14 protein-coding genes and 1 pseudogene are annotated in these 15916 nt (G+C 68.9%); 9 read left to right on the forward strand and 6 right to left on the reverse strand.

Annotation, left to right across the window (positions count from 1 at the left end; genetic code table 11):
- Window positions 1-873 precede the first annotated feature (873 nt).
- The 3 genes and pseudogenes from G4D85_RS47980 to G4D85_RS47990 all read left to right on the forward strand — a co-directional run.
- Complete coding sequence (locus tag G4D85_RS47980; protein WP_164021769.1) at window positions 874-1230, forward strand: hypothetical protein; 357 nt, start codon at window positions 874-876, stop codon at window positions 1228-1230.
- A 30-nt stretch (window positions 1231-1260) separates the two neighbouring features.
- A complete protein-coding gene (locus G4D85_RS47985) occupies window positions 1261-2817 on the forward strand; it encodes a hypothetical protein (RefSeq protein WP_164021770.1) in 1557 nt (518 codons plus the stop codon).
- Window positions 2818-3238: 421 nt separating this feature from the next.
- Window positions 3239-3774, forward strand: a pseudogene (locus tag G4D85_RS47990) (DDE-type integrase/transposase/recombinase); the annotation flags it as partial.
- 432 nt (window positions 3775-4206) lie between these two features.
- On the opposite strand, the gene G4D85_RS47995 reads toward G4D85_RS47990, so the two are convergent.
- Window positions 4207-4788 (reverse strand): DUF488 domain-containing protein, encoded by a 582-nt coding sequence (locus G4D85_RS47995; protein ID WP_205526034.1) that lies wholly within the window; start codon window positions 4786-4788, stop codon window positions 4207-4209.
- Between the two features lie 493 nt (window positions 4789-5281).
- Here G4D85_RS47995 and G4D85_RS48000 point away from each other — a divergent pair, with 493 nt between their 5' ends.
- From G4D85_RS48000 to G4D85_RS48025, 6 genes are all read left to right on the forward strand, one after another.
- Entirely contained in the window at window positions 5282-6988 is a 1707-nt protein-coding gene (locus tag G4D85_RS48000; protein ID WP_205526035.1) for a DUF5752 family protein, read from the forward strand.
- Window positions 6989-7033: 45 nt separating this feature from the next.
- Window positions 7034-8473 carry an SLC13 family permease gene (locus G4D85_RS48005; protein WP_164021774.1) on the forward strand — a complete coding sequence of 480 codons (1440 nt, stop codon included), beginning with the start codon at window positions 7034-7036 and terminating at the stop codon, window positions 8471-8473.
- A 296-nt stretch (window positions 8474-8769) separates the two neighbouring features.
- A complete protein-coding gene (gene rnk, locus G4D85_RS48010) occupies window positions 8770-9186 on the forward strand; it encodes a nucleoside diphosphate kinase regulator (RefSeq protein WP_164021776.1) in 417 nt (138 codons plus the stop codon).
- The gene (locus G4D85_RS48015) at window positions 9183-9446 is read left to right on the forward strand and encodes a hypothetical protein (protein WP_164021777.1); all 264 of its coding nucleotides are present in this window, start codon (window positions 9183-9185) and stop codon (window positions 9444-9446) included. Before rnk ends, G4D85_RS48015 begins: the two co-directional genes overlap by 4 nt.
- Window positions 9447-9564: 118 nt before the next feature.
- A complete protein-coding gene (gene hemN, locus G4D85_RS48020; protein ID WP_164021779.1) occupies window positions 9565-10935 on the forward strand; it encodes an oxygen-independent coproporphyrinogen III oxidase in 1371 nt (456 codons plus the stop codon).
- A 111-nt stretch (window positions 10936-11046) separates the two neighbouring features.
- Complete coding sequence (locus G4D85_RS48025; RefSeq protein WP_164021781.1) at window positions 11047-11679, forward strand: TlpA family protein disulfide reductase; 633 nt, start codon at window positions 11047-11049, stop codon at window positions 11677-11679.
- A 74-nt stretch (window positions 11680-11753) separates the two neighbouring features.
- Here G4D85_RS48025 and G4D85_RS48030 read toward each other — a convergent pair whose 3' ends face one another.
- From G4D85_RS48030 to G4D85_RS48050, 5 genes are all read right to left on the reverse strand, one after another.
- The gene (locus tag G4D85_RS48030; RefSeq protein ID WP_164021783.1) at window positions 11754-12410 is read right to left on the reverse strand and encodes a proline and serine-rich protein 1 family protein; all 657 of its coding nucleotides are present in this window, start codon (window positions 12408-12410) and stop codon (window positions 11754-11756) included.
- A gap of 55 nt (window positions 12411-12465) precedes the next feature.
- Entirely contained in the window at window positions 12466-13467 is a 1002-nt protein-coding gene (locus tag G4D85_RS48035; protein WP_164021785.1) for a M28 family peptidase, read from the reverse strand.
- 84 nt (window positions 13468-13551) lie between these two features.
- Entirely contained in the window at window positions 13552-14160 is a 609-nt protein-coding gene (locus G4D85_RS48040; RefSeq protein ID WP_164021787.1) for a 2,3-bisphosphoglycerate-dependent phosphoglycerate mutase, read from the reverse strand.
- Between the two features lie 105 nt (window positions 14161-14265).
- A complete protein-coding gene (locus G4D85_RS48045) occupies window positions 14266-14724 on the reverse strand; it encodes a YaiI/YqxD family protein (protein ID WP_164021789.1) in 459 nt (152 codons plus the stop codon).
- Between the two features lie 58 nt (window positions 14725-14782).
- Window positions 14783-15811, reverse strand: a complete 1029-nt coding sequence (locus G4D85_RS48050; protein ID WP_205526036.1) for a serine hydrolase domain-containing protein — start codon at window positions 15809-15811, stop codon at window positions 14783-14785.
- Window positions 15812-15916 lie beyond the last annotated feature (105 nt).

Here is a 15916-nt window from a genome sequence, read left to right on the forward strand (position 1 = left end):
CGGGCGTCCATCGGTCCATGTTCGCTCCTGCTGTGTCGTCCATGGACCTACCTGCTCACCTCGGGCGCTGGTGTCGATCCCCTGGCCCTTGCCTGCTCTCTCGCCGTAACCTGTTCGACGTTCTAGGTGGGCGTGGCGCTGTGGGGGCGGCTTGACCGATTACAGGGGTGCGCGCGGGTCCAACACCGGGGACGACTTCCACGAGGTATGGGCCACTCGTCAGGCCATCCGGCTGCTGAACGGCGAGGAGGACCTCAAGGCGCTCACTGTCGAGGGCGTGCAGGAACTCGGCGGGAGCGTGGACACCTGGGACGGCGTCGACTGCGCACTGTATTTTGGCGGTCCGGACGCAGCGTCCGCGAACCACGTCAGGCTCGCGCAGCTCAAGTACTCCGGCGCCTCGCCCGAGGCGCCGTGGACCGTCGCACGCCTGACATACGCCAAGGCGGGAAGCGGGAAGGCGAAGGACGGCTCGGTCATCGCTCGACTGACCAAGGCGTGGAAGGCGATGCGCAAACTGCGGCCCGGCGCGCCGCCGCCCAGCGTGGCGCTGGTTACAAATCAGCCGGTCTCCCCGGAGCTCCTGGAGGCCGTGAAGCGCGCCAGCACCGCGACACTCACGGCAAACGAAGCCTACCCTTTTACTTGGGGAGCGCCTTTCCAGATTCAGGTTTTCTGCGCACACAGAGCCGAACGGGAATCGCCCCTGCGGACTCTTCCCAGCCGCGCTCCAGCCTGCTCGCTATCCAGCCCCCGTTCGAGACGCACGAACGGTGGTTTAGGAGATTGGCAAGGAGTAGACTGTCGATGCCACAGGCCCGGCGCCTCACACCCTCTGCCTTCTGCTCACGAAGGCTCTGTGGAGCCCATGTCATGCTGACCATCCGCCAAGCTCAGTTCAAAGCATTGGATGAGCTTCGGGCTTCCGCGTTCGTCCACCGGCTGAGCCGGCGGCTTCGTGATATGTTCGAAGCCGAACTCCAGTCCATGAAGGATGAGGCACTGGAGCGGTTGATTCGCTCTGGCATTGAGCGGGCTAGAACCTATGGAATCGAATACACGGCCGACATCGCTCGCTATGTCGAGTACATGGTCTTTCTGGGCGAAGACTTCGATTCGAACCCTGTCGTGGGCTGGGTCGGAGATATCCTTCGTGACGGCCAGCTCAACGGCAAGGAGAAAATGGACCGGATCGACGTAGCGGTACGCTCCATCTTCACGCAGCGTTAGCGCTTCTCCCATCATCTGACGGAGCTAAACATGCGCGGCGCCATCGTGGACTTCGAATTCGAGCGCTGCTATGTCTCGGTCAAGAATCTCGATCTTCCAAAGGCTGATGTATGTCAGCTTTTTTCTGGTGAGATCAGGATATCCAAGCCCAAGAAGGAGAGCGGTGCCAAGGCCAAGGGCAACGCCAAGGCAAAGATCAAGAGGAAAGACAGCAACTCTCAGGAGTTGCTGGAGACCGCAATCGGGGAAGGCAAATTGGATGCTGACGACGATGGGCGATTCTTTCAGGTCGACAGCCTCAAACTCTATGAAAAAAATGAGTTCGAGTTCGCATGCGATGAAGACAACGTTGTGACTTGGATTGGGCCTCTCGGGAGCACTCCTCCAGAGCCGACCATTCCCGAAGTTTTGAGACAATACATCACTACGGATGAGTACAGCGAATTCGAGAAGCTGGATTCCGTGGAGACATGCAGGCTCAATGACGTGGTTTGGAAGTGTCCGGTCTGCGATCGCCTCAACCTCTTCACGCCGAAAAGGGAGCCCTGTGCAAACCCGCACTGTGACAAGCCCTTCCCGGAAGGCGACGCCTTCAAGCACTCGTGGGTACTCGATGGCAATACCCGGGTGCTCACCTTCTTGAGCAAGTGCTGGGAATGCCCCAAGTGCCTCATTCGGAATCTCTGGTCTGAAGGGGGGGGCACGAAGTGCGGCAATATTAGTTGCTCCTTCACTCGGCCCAGCAAGGGCAGCGTCGAATGGCAATGCCACATCAATCATGCAGAATACCTGTGGACCTACGAAGAGACGGGCCTCACTGTCACTTCACTGGGCGAGTGCCTGAAGTCCGAGAAGTCCGCCGAGCACCATTCCGTGGAAGAAATCATCGAGCAAGGGGATTGCGGCTTCGAGAAGGCGCTGGATCTTTACAAGGACAAATCCTGCCCGCATTGCGCGCTACTTGGCTCTGGTGAACCCAAGGGTTGCCAGCACTCCAGCGTGTCTCAGCTTGCGTGCATGCGTTTCTCGGAGTGGTACGGGTTAACGGAAGGTGACTACCGCCATGAGACCCGGTACCGCCAGCTCGCCTCCCTGCTGTCCGGAATCCCCCGCTGCATGTGCAAGGACAGCTATGACGACATGATCGGCGCGGTCCCCAAGCCTCCGCATAACGTGTTCCGCAAGCTGATCGGCAATATCGACCCGAATCACTCATACTGGAACAAGGTGTCTGACATCGTCACCGAAAAACGCCCCAAACTAAAGGTGTTCGAGGTCATCACCAATGTGAACCCGAGCATGAAGTGTCATATCGTCCCGCGCTCGGCGGGAGGCTGCTTCATCAACATCAGGAATGTCATCTGGATCCAGCATCTCTGCCCTGTCTGTCAGTGCCTGGATGCGCTCTTCACCGAGTGGCAGGGTGAGAATGAAACGTATGATAAGGACCAGTACCAAAAGCGATTCGTCCTCTCGGAAGAGCAACTCAAGAACCTTGTGGGGAAGAAGATAATTTCTGACTACATGAAATCCAGGACCGAGATCGCCGAGAAGATTGAGTCGCTTTGTGCGAAATTCCGCAAGTGAAGCAGTGGGGCTCACTCAAGCACATCCACCTCGCCAATAGAGGTGCCCTGGCCATTCACGAGCACTTCGAAGCGGTGCGGGCCGGGGTCGTGGCGGCGCGTGGTGCCACGGGAGCGTCTCTTCCTGGTGCCCGGCAACCACGACGTGGACCGCTCCGTGAGTGCGTCCGATAAGGCGTATTTGGGAAACGTTTTGGTTCGGCCCACGAGGACCGCTCCTCGCCAGTTCGGCGCGTTCGCAGGAGAGGGTGGGGCGCTGCAAACGTTTGAACGTACTCGTTCAGCGGCTTGCGTCCTGACGAGAGCCCTCTGCGGCGCTACTCGGGCGGACTATGCTCCGTGAGCGCACCGAGAGAGACTTTGCGGAAGAGGTTGGCGGCAAGCCGCTCTTGAGCGTCCTGCTGCTGGAGAGTCTGCTTCCAGGAGGCCGGGCACGCCTCCGGTTCGGCTACCGGCGGGCCTGGGAGCTGCTGCGGCGCGAGGGGCCTGCCGTCAACGTGATGCGGGTGCACCGGATCTGGAGGAAGGCGGGGCTGGCTCTGTCTCGCAGGCGGCCGCGAAAGCGCCGTCGGCTTGGGCAGCAGCGCCAGCCCAAGCCGGAGGGCGTCAACTCAGCGTGGGCCTGGGACTTCGTGCGCGACGTGTGCGCCAACGGGCAAGAGCTCAAATGCCTGACCGTCGTGGACGAGCACAGCTGCGAGTGCCTAGCCATTGACGTGGCGGGGCGCATCAGCGCCAGGCGCGTCATTGAGGTGCTCTCGCGGCTGGTGGCTGTGCAGGGGCCGCCGAAGTACCTGCGGAGCGACAACGGCCCGGAGTTCATTGCCAAGGCTCTGCGCAGGTGGCTGAGGCCAGTGGCATCCAGACGGCCTACAGCGAGCCGGGCAAGCCCTGGCAGAACGGCACCAACGAGAGCTTCAACGGCCGCTTCCGAGACGAGTGCCTGTCAGCGGAGTGGTGCGCGCCACCCGCTTCGGTGGCTCTCCCGCACTTCGTGTGGTGCGTGTCGAGGATACGTGTTCGCCTACGTGGCCGCCCGCTTGGCCGCCCTCCGAGGAGTGACCGATGGTGAGACGAGGGATGCGCGAGCCGGAATCCAGTATTCCCCGCCTTGATAGGTCGATGGACCGATTGCCGTGTCTGGCTTCTCTCCCGAGGGAGACCACACAAAGTGCGGGAGAGCCGGCTCCGTGGACAGCGTGGTCATGCTGCCTGAGCTACTGGTGAGGCTGTCCGCTCATACGCCACCGGGCTCACGTAGCCCAGCGAGGATAGGAGTTGGTCCCTGGGGATGTGCGGCTGTTCATGCATCCCCCAGGACGTCATCAGCTCGACACGTCAGCCGAGGCCGCCGCTTCCTGGGGCCGGCGGGGAGGTGAGTGCACCCCGCCTACCGACGGACCTTGCGTGGAGGGCTGTCGTCGGCCGGATACGTCACGCGCCCTCTGCTGACGTGTGCGAAGGCGGTCAGCCGGTGCGGGGTGGCCCGCGTGGCCGACTTGAGGTGCAGCACCTCCGCGCCTCGCGCGACCAGTGCATCGGCGACCAGGGAGCGATGACACCGCCAGCGTAGCGCCTCCGCGCACATCAAGGCCGGTGGTCCGTTTGACAGCTCGTCGTGCAGTTCGGAGAGCCCGTCCTCGAACTCCGCGCTCTGCATGTAGTCCGCGTACGCCCGGAAGCTCGCGTTTCGCCAGGCGGCGTTCACGCTGCTCGTCGCGGTGGACTTCTTGCGAAGACCTCCGAGCTTCGCCAGGTGCAGGTAGCGGATGCCCACCTTCGGGAGCGTCCTCTCCAACGCCTCACTGTTGAACTGAGGGTTGGTGCGCGAGCGCGGCATCTTCCGGATGTCGACCACGGTCGCCACTCCATGCGCCCAAAGGAGCGCGATGAACTCCTTCAGGGAGCGGGTCGAGTGCCCCACCGCGAACACCGTCTTCGCGCTCCAGCTGGGGTGCTGACGCGTTCGCATGGCTGCCTCCTCCCTCCTCAACCTTCCCCTGGCACCGAAGATTCCAGCCAGAGGCGGCCAGCACGTCCTGCGGCGTGGGTGCGGCACGGGGCACGGGAAGAAGTGTCGGACAGGGGCGGTTGGCCAGGAGGACGGCGAGAGTGGCTCGTCGGTCCTGGAGGAAGGTCGAGATGCCCACGTTGCCGCTGCCAGCCCTCGGGAAGCACCACGCCCGCCGGGCGGAGCCGCGCCTTCGTTCGTGCGTCCGCCACAGGGCTGCTGCCTGGCTTGTCTGCCTCGCCGAGGCACCTCACTCATAGAGGCGCCTCGCGCGCTCTGAGTGAGGCAGCGCGCCCTCCGCACCGGGGACGCCCCCGGGCCCGTCACGCGCCATTGAGCTCCCTGCGCAGCTCCGCGCGGAGTACGCGGGCGTGTTGCGCCGGGTGAGTGCTCGCCCCTCGCGCTGCTCCGAACCCCTCCGTGGTTTCACCCTTCCTTCTGCCCCCGGGACGCCATGCGCTACCTCGCCCTTGCCATGAATCTGGATGGAACCCTCGTGACTGGCGGCCGTGCCGATGTGGCCGCGCTGGCGGCGCTCGCGCGGCTGCGCCTCACCGGACGTCGCGTCATCCTGGTCACCTCTCGGCGGCTCGTGGAGCTCACCTCCGTGCTCCCGTCCCTGGACACCTTCGACTGCATCGTCGCGGAGAACGGTGCGCTCCTGCACTGGCCCTCGCGTCGCGAGAGCACGCTCCTCTGCCGCCCGGTTCCCGAGCCCTTCGTGCGCGCGCTGCAGGGACGAGGTGTCACCTCGCTCGTGCGCGGCCAGGCGGTGGTCCAGGCTCCTCGCGCCCAGGCCTCTGCGCTCGTCGAGGTCGTCGGCGAGCTGGGCCTCGAGCTGCAGGTCATCTTCGCCGGAGCCCAGGCCCTGGCCGTGCCTCCGGGCATCAACAAGGGCGAGGGCCTGCGAGAGGCGCTGCTGTCGCTCGGGCTCTCCGTGCATGAGGTCGTCAGCCTCGGATGTGGCGCGAGCGACCACTCGCTGCTCGGCGTGAGCGAGTGCGCCGTGGCGGTCGCCAATGCCCTGCCGGCACTCAAGGCTCGAGCCGCCTTCACCACGCGCGGCGCGGCGGGCGCGGGCGTGATTGAGCTCGTCGAGGACCTGGTCCAGCACGACCTCCAGGTCGCCGAGGCGTGGACGCCTCGGGATGCGCTGACGCTCGGATATGACGATGCGGGCGTGCGCGCGGGTATCCCCTCTTATGGCGAGAACCTCCTCGTGCTCGGACCGCGCGCCGGTGAAGGAGCCAGCTATGTGCAGGGCTTCCTCGAGCGCCTCCTCCAGCGGCGGTACCAGCCCTGCGTCATCGACTGCCTCGGAGACTTCGAGGTGCGCGACGACATGGTGAAGCTGGGCGGCCGCGTGCAAGCCCCCCGCGTGCAACAGGTGCTGGCCGCCCTGACGGCGCCCTCCGTGAAGCCCGTGGTGAGCCTCGCGGCGGTGGCTCCCGAAGCGCAGCCCGACTTCTTCCGCGAGCTGCTCCCGGCGCTCGAGGGCATGCGGCTGCGGACGGGGCGTCCCCACTGGCTCATCGTCAATGGCGCGGAGCGCCTGTGGCCCGCCGGGGCGGAGGGCTCCCGTCGCGACGCCCCGAAGCTCGGGGAGACCCTCCTGCTGGTCGAGGACCCGGACGCGGTGGCGCGTTCCATCCTCCAGCAGATGGAGGTCGCGGTGGCGGTGGGGCCGGCGGCGGGCCGGGCCCTCCAGCAGCTCGCGAGCGCGCTGGAGGAGCCGGCGCCGCACCTGCCCCTGCGCACGGGGGCGGCTCCCGGGGTGCTCGCCTGGTTCGTCGCGGAGGGGCCCTGGCCGTTGAAGCTCCGGGCTCCGCCACGGCGCGCCGAGCGCTTGCGCCGGGTCCCCGAGCAGGTGGAGGGGGACCTGGGGGACCGCAGCTTCATCTTCCGGGGCCGACAGGGACAGCCCGAGCTGCGAGCGCACAACCTGAGCGCCTTCTGCCAACAGGCCTCGCAGGTGGATGAGGACACCTGGCTCTTCCACCTGTGGCACGGAGACTTCTCCCGCTGGGTCCGGGATGTCCTGCACGACGACGCGCTTGCCCAGAAGCTCTCCGCCATCGAGTGCCGCTACGAGTTGCCCGCGGCGGACAGCCGCCGCGAGGTGTGCGGCGCCATTGCCCATCACTACGCGCTGGCGGCCTGAGTCGGAGGCCGCGGGCGCTCCCGCGCATTCCTCCAGGAGGGCCGCATGCAGTCCGAAATCACGCTCGTGCTGGCCATCGTGCTGGCGACCATCGTCCTCTTCTCCGTGGAGCGAATCCCGCTCGAGGTGACCTCGCTGGCCGTGGTCTGCCTGCTGGGGCTCACGGGCGTGTTGACTCCGGCCGAGGCCTTCGCCGGGTTCTCCAACGAGACGGTCATCTTCATCTTCGCCCTGTTGGCGATGACGGAGGGGCTGGCCTCCACGGGGGTGATGCGCCGGGCCGGACTCTGGCTGTCCCACCTGGGACGGCTCGGGCCGAAGGGCTTCCTGCTGGGGGTGATGCTCCTGGTGGCGGTCTTCTCCGCGTTCGTCTCGAACACCGTCACCACGGCGGCCTTCCTGCCGGTGGTCCTCCGAGGAGCGAAGAGCGTGGGGCTGCGCCGCAGCTGGGTGCTCATGCCGCTCGCCTTCGCCTCCATGCTGGGCGGAATGGGCTTTCTCTATGGGACGTCCACCAACCTGGTGGTCTCCGCGCGGCTCGAGGACCTCGGCTTCGGGCCCATCGGCCTCGTCGAGCTGTCTCCCGCCGGGGTGCCCCTCGCGGTCCTGGGCATCGCGCTGGTCATCCTCCTGGCGCCCCGCGTTCTTCCCGCTCGCGCGGGCACGGCGGTGGCGCCCGCGCCGCACCCTAAGCCGGACGGGGACGTCCCACTGCGTCCGCGGCGCTCGAGGGCGCTGCTCGCCAGCCTCATCTTCGTCACCACGCTCGGGGTGGGCTCGAGCGGCGTGGTCTCCCTGTCGCTCGCCGGAGTGGCCGGCGTGCTGCTCATGGTCGTCACCGGGTGCCTGGATGCGAAGCGCGTGTTCCACATCGACTGGCGGGTGGTGCTGCTCATCGGGTCGATGATGGCGCTCGGGCTCGCGATGGAGAAGAGCGGGGCGGGGAAGCTGCTGGGCGGGTTCGCCTCGGAGCTCGCGGAGGTGGGCGGCCCCCGACTGGTGCTGCTTTGCCTGATGCTGCTGACGGTCTTCCTCTCCATTCCGATGAGCAATCAGGCCGCGGCGCTCGTCGTACTGCCCGTGGGGCTGAGCGCGGCGACAGGGCTGGGCGTGGACCCCCGCGGCTTCGCCATGGGGATTGCCCTCGCCGCTTCGTGCTCGTTCCTCACGCCGCTCGAGCCGAGCTGCATGCTGGTCTACGGGCCCGGGCGCTACCGCTTCAGCGACTTCCTCCGGCTCGGGGGGCCGCTCACCGCGCTGATGCTCGCCGCGCTCGTGCTGCTCGTTCCGTGGGTGTGGCCCCTGGACGCGGGCCAGGTGAAGCAGGGCCCCTCCGTGGCCGGGCACCCCGGCCGCCTACCCCAGTCCGGTTGCCAAACGGTTCTGGCGCATTACACTGTCTGGAATGGAGGCGGGGGGCCCATGGCCCTTCCGCTGTGTGAACGCCCTCATGGCCCTCGTGACGTCAGCCCTGGTGAGCTTTAGACCCCGCCAGGTCGCGGACGGCCGAGTCATGCTCGTGCACGGCCGGGCCTCGGCCTGGCTCCAGACGGACGCCCCGCGCCTTTCGTAGCGTGCGGCGTCCTCCCACTCCCAGCTCGCCCTGAGTTGCCCCCGGGTGCGGTTCTCGCGCCCAGGGGAGCACTCACGCGTCAGCGAGGTCGGCCGCTTCACGGCCCTCCTGCTTCGCGGACACGGCCGCTGGACCCCGGGCGACGCCTGTCTCCACCACCCCAAGGGCGCTCCCGCCCTCGCAGTCCCTCATCACAAAGGACCACCCCATGAACACCCTCCACACGGTTGCCGTCACCGAGATTGACCTGGAGCGCCTGCAGCGAGTGCTCGACCTCCATGGCGAGACTTCCCGCGCCGAGCACACCGAGGCGCTCGAGTGGAAGCTCTCGAAGGCGCAGGTCACCTCTTCCGAGGCCGTGTCGCCGGGCGTCGTGACGATGAACAGCACCGTGCTCTTCGAGGATGAGGGCAAGGGAGAGTTCCAGGAGGTGACGCTCTGCTACCCCAAGGACGCGCTGAGCGCTCCCGGCCGGGTGTCGGTGCTCGCGCCCGTGGGCATCGCCCTCCTGGGCCTGTCCCCGGGGCAGCGCGTGGAATTGGACGTTCCAGGCGGCCACAAGCGCCGGCTGCGCGTGGTGGCCGTGCCCTACCAGCCCGAGGCCGCGGGACACTTCCACCTGTGAGCCCGTCCGAGCCCGAGAGCGGCACCTCGCGCGAGGACCGCTGGCAGCACCTCGTCCACACCGCCTTCCTCCTCGAGGAGGAGGACAGCGCAAGCCACGCCGCTGGCGCGACTCCTGAACCGGAGGAGCGCCAGCGGCGGGTGAAGGTGCTCCTGGGCAGCCTGCTCGAGGTGTTCCCTTCGAGCCTCGACCCCGTCGAGGACTTCGAGGGCTACGCCGTGCGCCGGCTGGCCCAGAGCCTCCTGCGCACGCTGGGATAGACGGGTGGGGTCGCGCGGGGATTGCGGGCCGGTGGGGGGCGGGCGCAGGAGTTGCGCGCTCCCTGGCGCTGCTGGCCCTGGCGCGGGCTGGCACGCGGCTTGGAACAGGGCAGGGGAGATGGAACCGCTCCTGGACGTCCCCACGCCCTCCGAGGAACTGCTGAGCCGGTACAACGTCTCCGGCCCGCGGTACACCAGCTACCCCACCGCGCCCATGTGGCGGGAGGACTTCGGCGCCGACGCCCTCTCCGAGCGGCTCATCGGCGCGGGCGCCCAGTCCGGGTCGGAGCCGCTGTCGCTGTATGTCCACCTGCCGTTCTGCCGCAGCCTCTGCTGGTACTGCGGCTGCAACGTCGTCATCAGCAAGGACGCAGGCGCGGCGGACCGGTACCTCGACCACCTCGCCCTGGAGCTGGACCTGGTGGCGGAGCGGCTCGGCGCTCGGCGCTCCCTGTCGCAGGTGCACTGGGGCGGCGGCACGCCCACCTTCCTCTCCGAAGCGCAGCTGGAGCGGCTGTGGACGGAGCTGACCCGCCGCTTCACGCCCCTGCCCGACGCGGAGGTGGCGATTGAAGTCCACCCCGCGCTGACGACGCCCGGACAGCTCTCGCTGCTGCGCCAGCTCGGCTTCAACCGCGTGTCCATGGGCCTGCAGGACTTCGACCCCCAGGTGCAGCGGACCACGAACCGCCTCCAGACGCCGGAGCAGACGCGGGCGCTGCTGGAGCACGCTCGTGCGCTGGGCTTCAGCGGCGTGAACTTCGACCTCATCTACGGCCTGCCGCACCAGAACGCCGAGAGCTGGGCCCGCACGCTGGAGACGGTGCTGTCCATGCGGCCGGACCGGCTGGCCGTCTACTCCTTCGCGTACATGCCGGAGGTGCTGAAGCACCAGCGGCGCATGCCCGCGGACGCGCTCCCCGGCGCGCGCGCCAAGCTGGACCTGTTCCGCTCCGCCTACGCGTCCTTCGTCGGCGCGGGCTACCGGCCCATCGGCATGGACCACTTCGCGGTGCCCGAGGACGAGCTGGCGCGCGCCCAGGCCGAGCGCCGGCTGGGTCGCAACTTCCAGGGCTATACGGTGAAGGCCGCGTCGGACGTGGTGGCGCTCGGCAGCACCGGCATCAGCGACGTGGGCGGCGCATATGCCCAGAACGTGCGCCCGCTGCCGCACTACTACGCGCGCGTGGCCGAGGGGCGGCTGGCCACCGAGCGCGGCCTCGCCCTCACCGACGACGACCGGCGCCGCCGCGCCGTCATCACCCAGCTCATGTGCAACTTCTGGACGGACCTGGGCGACGAGGGCTCGCGGTACTTCGCCCCGGAGCTGGAGCGGCTGCGGACCTTCGAGGACGACGGGCTGGTGGTCCGCACCGGCTCGCAGCTGGAGCTGACGCCCCTGGGCCGGCTCTTCGTGCGCAACGTGGCGATGGTGTTCGACGCGCAGCTCTCCCGGGCCGAGCGGCCCCGCTTCTCAAGGACGGTGTGAGGCTCGCTCCAGCGGGCAGGCAGGCGGACCCTTCTCGGGCCCGCTGGCCTGGAGTCACGGCCGGTGAGTGAGCACCTCTACCTGCGTGGACCAGGGGCCAGGGGGCCGAGCATGAGACGACAGGTGGGACGCGCGGAGGCGGGTGGTGTGCTCGCGGTACGTGGCGCCACGGCGCGCGGGCTGAAGGCCCTGGTGCTGGCGGTGGCGCTGCTGGCCGTCACCACCGCGGGCGCCGTGCCCCGGCCGGGAGAGTTGCTCCCGGAGTTCTCCACTCGCGATTTGCTGGACCGCCCCCACCAGAGCCGCGAGCTGGTGGGCCGGCCCACGCTGCTGGTCGTCATCACCGACAAGGATGGCGGCGACGAGATGCGCAGGTGGTTCGACACCGCGGAGACTCGCGTGCCCGAGTCCGTCCACCGTGCCTCCATCCTCACCTTCAAGGTGCCCTTCTTCGTGAGCGCCGGCACCGTGCGCGGCAAGGCTCGCGAGAAGGTGCCCCGCGCCTTCTGGACCGACACGTGGCTGGACAAGAACGGCGCCATGGGCAAGTCGCTGGGGCTGGCCACCAGCCGCACGCCCTATGCCTTCGTGCTCGATGCCCGGGGCCGCGTGGTGGCCGCCGTCCATGGCACCGCCGACGCGCGGGAGGCCCAGGCCGTCTGGGACGCGCTCACCCGGGGGAGCGGGGGGCAGGGTGGGAGCGGAACGAACGTTCCTTCCTCCGGAGCCGGCACCGTGCGGTGAAAAGACCACGGGCGCCTCGGGAAGAGTCCCGAGGCGCCCGTGGTGCTCCAGTCACGCTCGCGTCGTCCGGCCCGTCAACGCTGCGCGAGGATTTCCTGGAGGCGCTTCTTGTCGCTGGAGAAGGAGAAGGCGCTGTAGAGCTGGTAGCCGTTCTCCGGGTCGAGGATGCGCGGCTTCAGTGAGCGCACCACGGTGAGCTTGTCCTGCGAGAAGGAGAAGTGGGTCATGAGCTGCCCCACCTGGGAGATGAGGAAGTAGTTGTCGCCAGCGGCCAGGGTGAGGACGCGCATCTTGTCCTCCACGAAGGTCTCCTTGGCGACCGCCTCGTTCACGCGCTTGAAGTGGCCGTCCGGCATGGGCCGCACCACCGGCACGGTCGGCGGGGGCAGGGGCTGCGGAGCCGGCGTCGGGTAGACGCTGCCCGCGGAAGGAGCCTCGGCGAGCAGCTGCTGCAGCGAGTCCAGCGTCTCCTGCGCCCGGCGCAGCTTGTTGCGCCCGTCACCGCGGTGGTCGGTGCGCTGCTCGGCCTCCTCCAGCAGCTTCTCGAGGCGCTCCATGCGGGCGTTCATCTCCGCGCGGTCCACCACGGCCAGGTTGCGCGCGGGCGGAGGCGGCTGCGGCATGGGGCGGCCCGGGGGCGGGGGGCGGCGGAGCTCGGCGCCCTGCGGGGCGCTCTGGGCGAGGGCGGCGCTGGCGGTGAGGATGGCAACTGCGATGGCTAGGGCCTTCATGGGGGAGCGTCCTTTCGTGTGCTCGACACTACCGACGCGCCCGGCCCCCCGGCATTCATTCCCCGGGGAGCGGACTTCCGGCCAGCGTCCAGACAGCGGCATACACCCCCTGGATGGCCTGGGCCATACGCGCGTAGTCAAGCGTGTCCCACGTATCCCCGGCGGTGTGGTAGCGCGGGTTCCGGAAGAAGGCCGTGTCCGTCACCATGACCGCCCGGTAGCCCTGCTCCCAGAAGCTGGCGTGGTCCGAGAGCCCCACCCCCGGCAGGGACGGGGGCGCGACGAGGCTCTCCACCGGCAGCGGGCTCCCCGCTCGCATGGCCTCCGCCACCGCGTCGGTGAGGCCGCCGTCCCCACGGGTTCCCACCACGCCGATGAAGTGGCCCGTGTCCGGGTAGCGCAGGTGGAGCACCGGCAGCGGGTAGTCCTGGCTGTCCGGCGCGTCGCTGAAGGTACCGAGCATCTCCAGCGCCAGCATGGCGCGCACCTTCACTCCGGCGTCCTTCAGCGAGCGCGCGTGCACCGCGCTGCCCATGTCGCGGGTAGAGAACCAGGGCGGCTCCTCCAGGGTGTACGCCACCAGGTCCACGCGGAGGGGCGGCGGCTTGCGGCCGAGCAGCACCGCCAGCTCCAGCAGGCCGGCGACGCCACTGGCGTTGTCGTCCGCGCCCGGCGTGCCGTGGGCCGAGTCGTAGTGCGCGCCGATGATGAGCCGCTCGCCGTCTTCCGGGCCGAAGCGGGCGATGAGGTTGCGGTACTCGCGGCCTCCCGCGTGGACGGGCTGGGACTCCACCTGCCCACCTGCTCGCGCGAGGTGGTCCTCGAGCCAGGCAGCGACTCGCTCCAGGTTCTCCGGGTGCGAGGCGTCACGGGGGTGGAAGGTCTCCGAGAGCATGCGGACGTTCGCTCGCAGGGTGTCGGGCTCCACCGTTGCCCCAGGCAGGGAGGACGGGCGCGCGGGTGGGGGAGCGCGCCCCTGACTCCACACACACGCGAGGCCGAGGCCCGCCGTCAGCACCGCGGCCCCGAGTCCCATCCACCAGCCCCGTCGTCTCATGGCTCCCTCCGGCCGGGCGACCGATGCGCCCGGACTGTCCCTGGCTTGGACCCACGGCGGGGAAGCGTCGTTCCCTGGGTCGGCTCAGGGAACGGGCAGACGCTTGGACAGCACCTTGACGTCCGGCGACAGCTCATAGACCACGGGCACGCCCGTGGCGAGCTCCAGCCCCACCACCTGCTCGCCGGTGAGCTCGTCCAGCTTCATCACCAGGGAGCGGTTGGAGTTGCCGTGCGCCACCACCAGCACGTGCTTGCCCTGGCGCAAATCACCCGCAATGGCCCGGTCATAGAAGGGGAGCACACGCTTCGCCGTCATCGCCAGGGACTCGCCGTTGGGCGGGGGCACGTCGTAGGAGCGGCGCCACAGCTTCACCTGCTGCTCGCCGAACTCCTTCGCCGCGTCCGCCTTGTTGAGTCCCTGGAGGTCGCCGTAGTGGCGCTCGTTGAGGGCCGCGTCGCGGATGACGGGAATGCGCTGGCCGAGCGCCTCCAGGATGATGGTCAGCGTCTCCTGTGCGCGGGTGAGGACGGAGGTGTAGGCGACGTCGAACTTCATCCCCTGGAGCGCCTTCGCCGCGAGCCGGGCCTCGTCGCGGCCCTGCTCCGTGAGGGGCACGTCCACGAAGCCGGTGAAGCGGTTCTCATGGTTCCAGAGGGACTGACCGTGTCGGACGAGTGCGAGAGTGGGCATGGCTGCCCCTGCTAGCGCAAGCCGGGCGGGCCGGCCAGGGCGCGCGGGGCGCTTGCGTTCCGGGCTCTACACTGGGGCGCTGGTTCCGCCCGGCGGGACTGGACGCTACCTGCCGGGCTTGAGGAGCCGGGTCAGCTCACGGTCCAGGGCGGCGGCGAACTGCTGGCGGTCCTGCGCGGAGAAGCCTCCCGGGCCTCCCGTCATCACTCCGCTCTCACGCAGCTCCTGCATGAAGTTCCGCACCGAGAGGCGCTCGGCGATGTTCTCCTCGGAGAAGAGCTCCCCGCGCGGGTCCAGCACCACCACGCCCCGGGGCACCAGCAGCGCGGCCAGCGGAATGTCCTGCGTGACGGCCAGATCTCCCCGCTGCGCCGAGGCCGCGATGTGCCGGTCCGCCACGTCCAGCCCCGCCCCCACCTGCACCGTGGAGACGAGCTCCGAGCGCGGAAGGGACAGCGCCTTGTTGGCCACGAAGACGGTGGGCACCTTCAGGCGCTGCGAGGACCGCAGCAGGATGTCCCGGACCGGCCCGGGGCAGGCATCGGCATCGACCCAGATTTTCATTCGCACAGGCTCCTGGCTTCGTTTGGCCGGACTTCGGGATTCAGGGTGCCGTACTTCGTCACGGCAGCAGGCGGGTGAGGAGCGTGAGGCCGGGCCCTTCCAGCGGCACCCGGCCCCGGAGCGCGGCGAGCAGCGACCAGCCGTGGTCCGAGAGCAGGACGACCCCCGCGTCCGCCGCTGGCGCGAAGCCGAGGAAGCCCGTGTAGCCCCCCATCACCGACGAGCGCCACACCACCGCGTGCCCGCGCACCGTGGACACCGTCCAGCCCAGCGCCAGGCGCGCGGGGCCCGCGTCCACTCGCGGCGCCTGGGCCAGCTTCAGGGCGCGGACGAGGCCTGCGTCGGAGGCGCGCCCGAGGTTGGCGTCGAGGAAGCGGAGCAGGTCCGGCGCGGTGGAGTGAAGCGCGCCCGCGCCGGGGAGGGCCGGGAAGTTCCACGCGGGCAGGGGCTTGCCTCGCGCGGTGTGGCCGGGTGTCAGGCGGGGCTGCTGCTCCTCCGTGACTCGGGCCGTGGTGTCGACGAGGCCCAGGGGCTTGAACAGCAAGTCCCTCAGCGCGTGCCCGTAGTTGAGCCCCGCGCGCCGCGACAGGGCGTGGCCCAGCACGCCCATTCCGAGGAGGGACTCGGCGTAGGGCCGGGGCGGCGGACTCGCGGGCCGGTAGCTCCGCAGGAAGTCGCCGAACAGGCCGGCGGAGTAGTGGCCGAAGGGGTCCTCCGGATTCTGGGGCGCCGCGTCCAGGTTGGGCGGCAGGTGCGGCAGGCCCGAGGTGTGCGTGGCGAGCTGCTCCACGGTGAGGCGGCCCGCGGCATCGTCCGGCAGCAGCGCCCGGGGGATGAGGTCCGCGAGCGGGGTATCCAGCCGCAGCTTCTCCTGCTCCACCAGCAGCGCGAGGAGTGTGCCCGTGAAGACCTGCGTGAGCTCTCCCAGGGCGTAGATGGCATGGGTGGGCGGCGGGGCCCCCTTGCCTCGGAGGCCGTGTAGGTGGTGCTCGCCACGCCACGTGAGGCCCACGCAGAGCGAGGCTCCGCGATACCCCCGCCGGTAGCGCCGGGTCTCCTCTTGGATGAGCTCGGTGGGCGTGGGCATGGGGTGTCGCGGCTCTCTCACGGCCCGGAGGGAGCGTCAACCGCGTGGCGTGCTGTCACGCGCCCATCCGGAAATTGACGGATTGTCGCTCGGGGCGGTGTCGCC

The organism is Pyxidicoccus trucidator (genome assembly GCF_010894435.1).
Classification (GTDB): Bacteria; Myxococcota; Myxococcia; order Myxococcales; family Myxococcaceae; genus Myxococcus; species Myxococcus trucidator.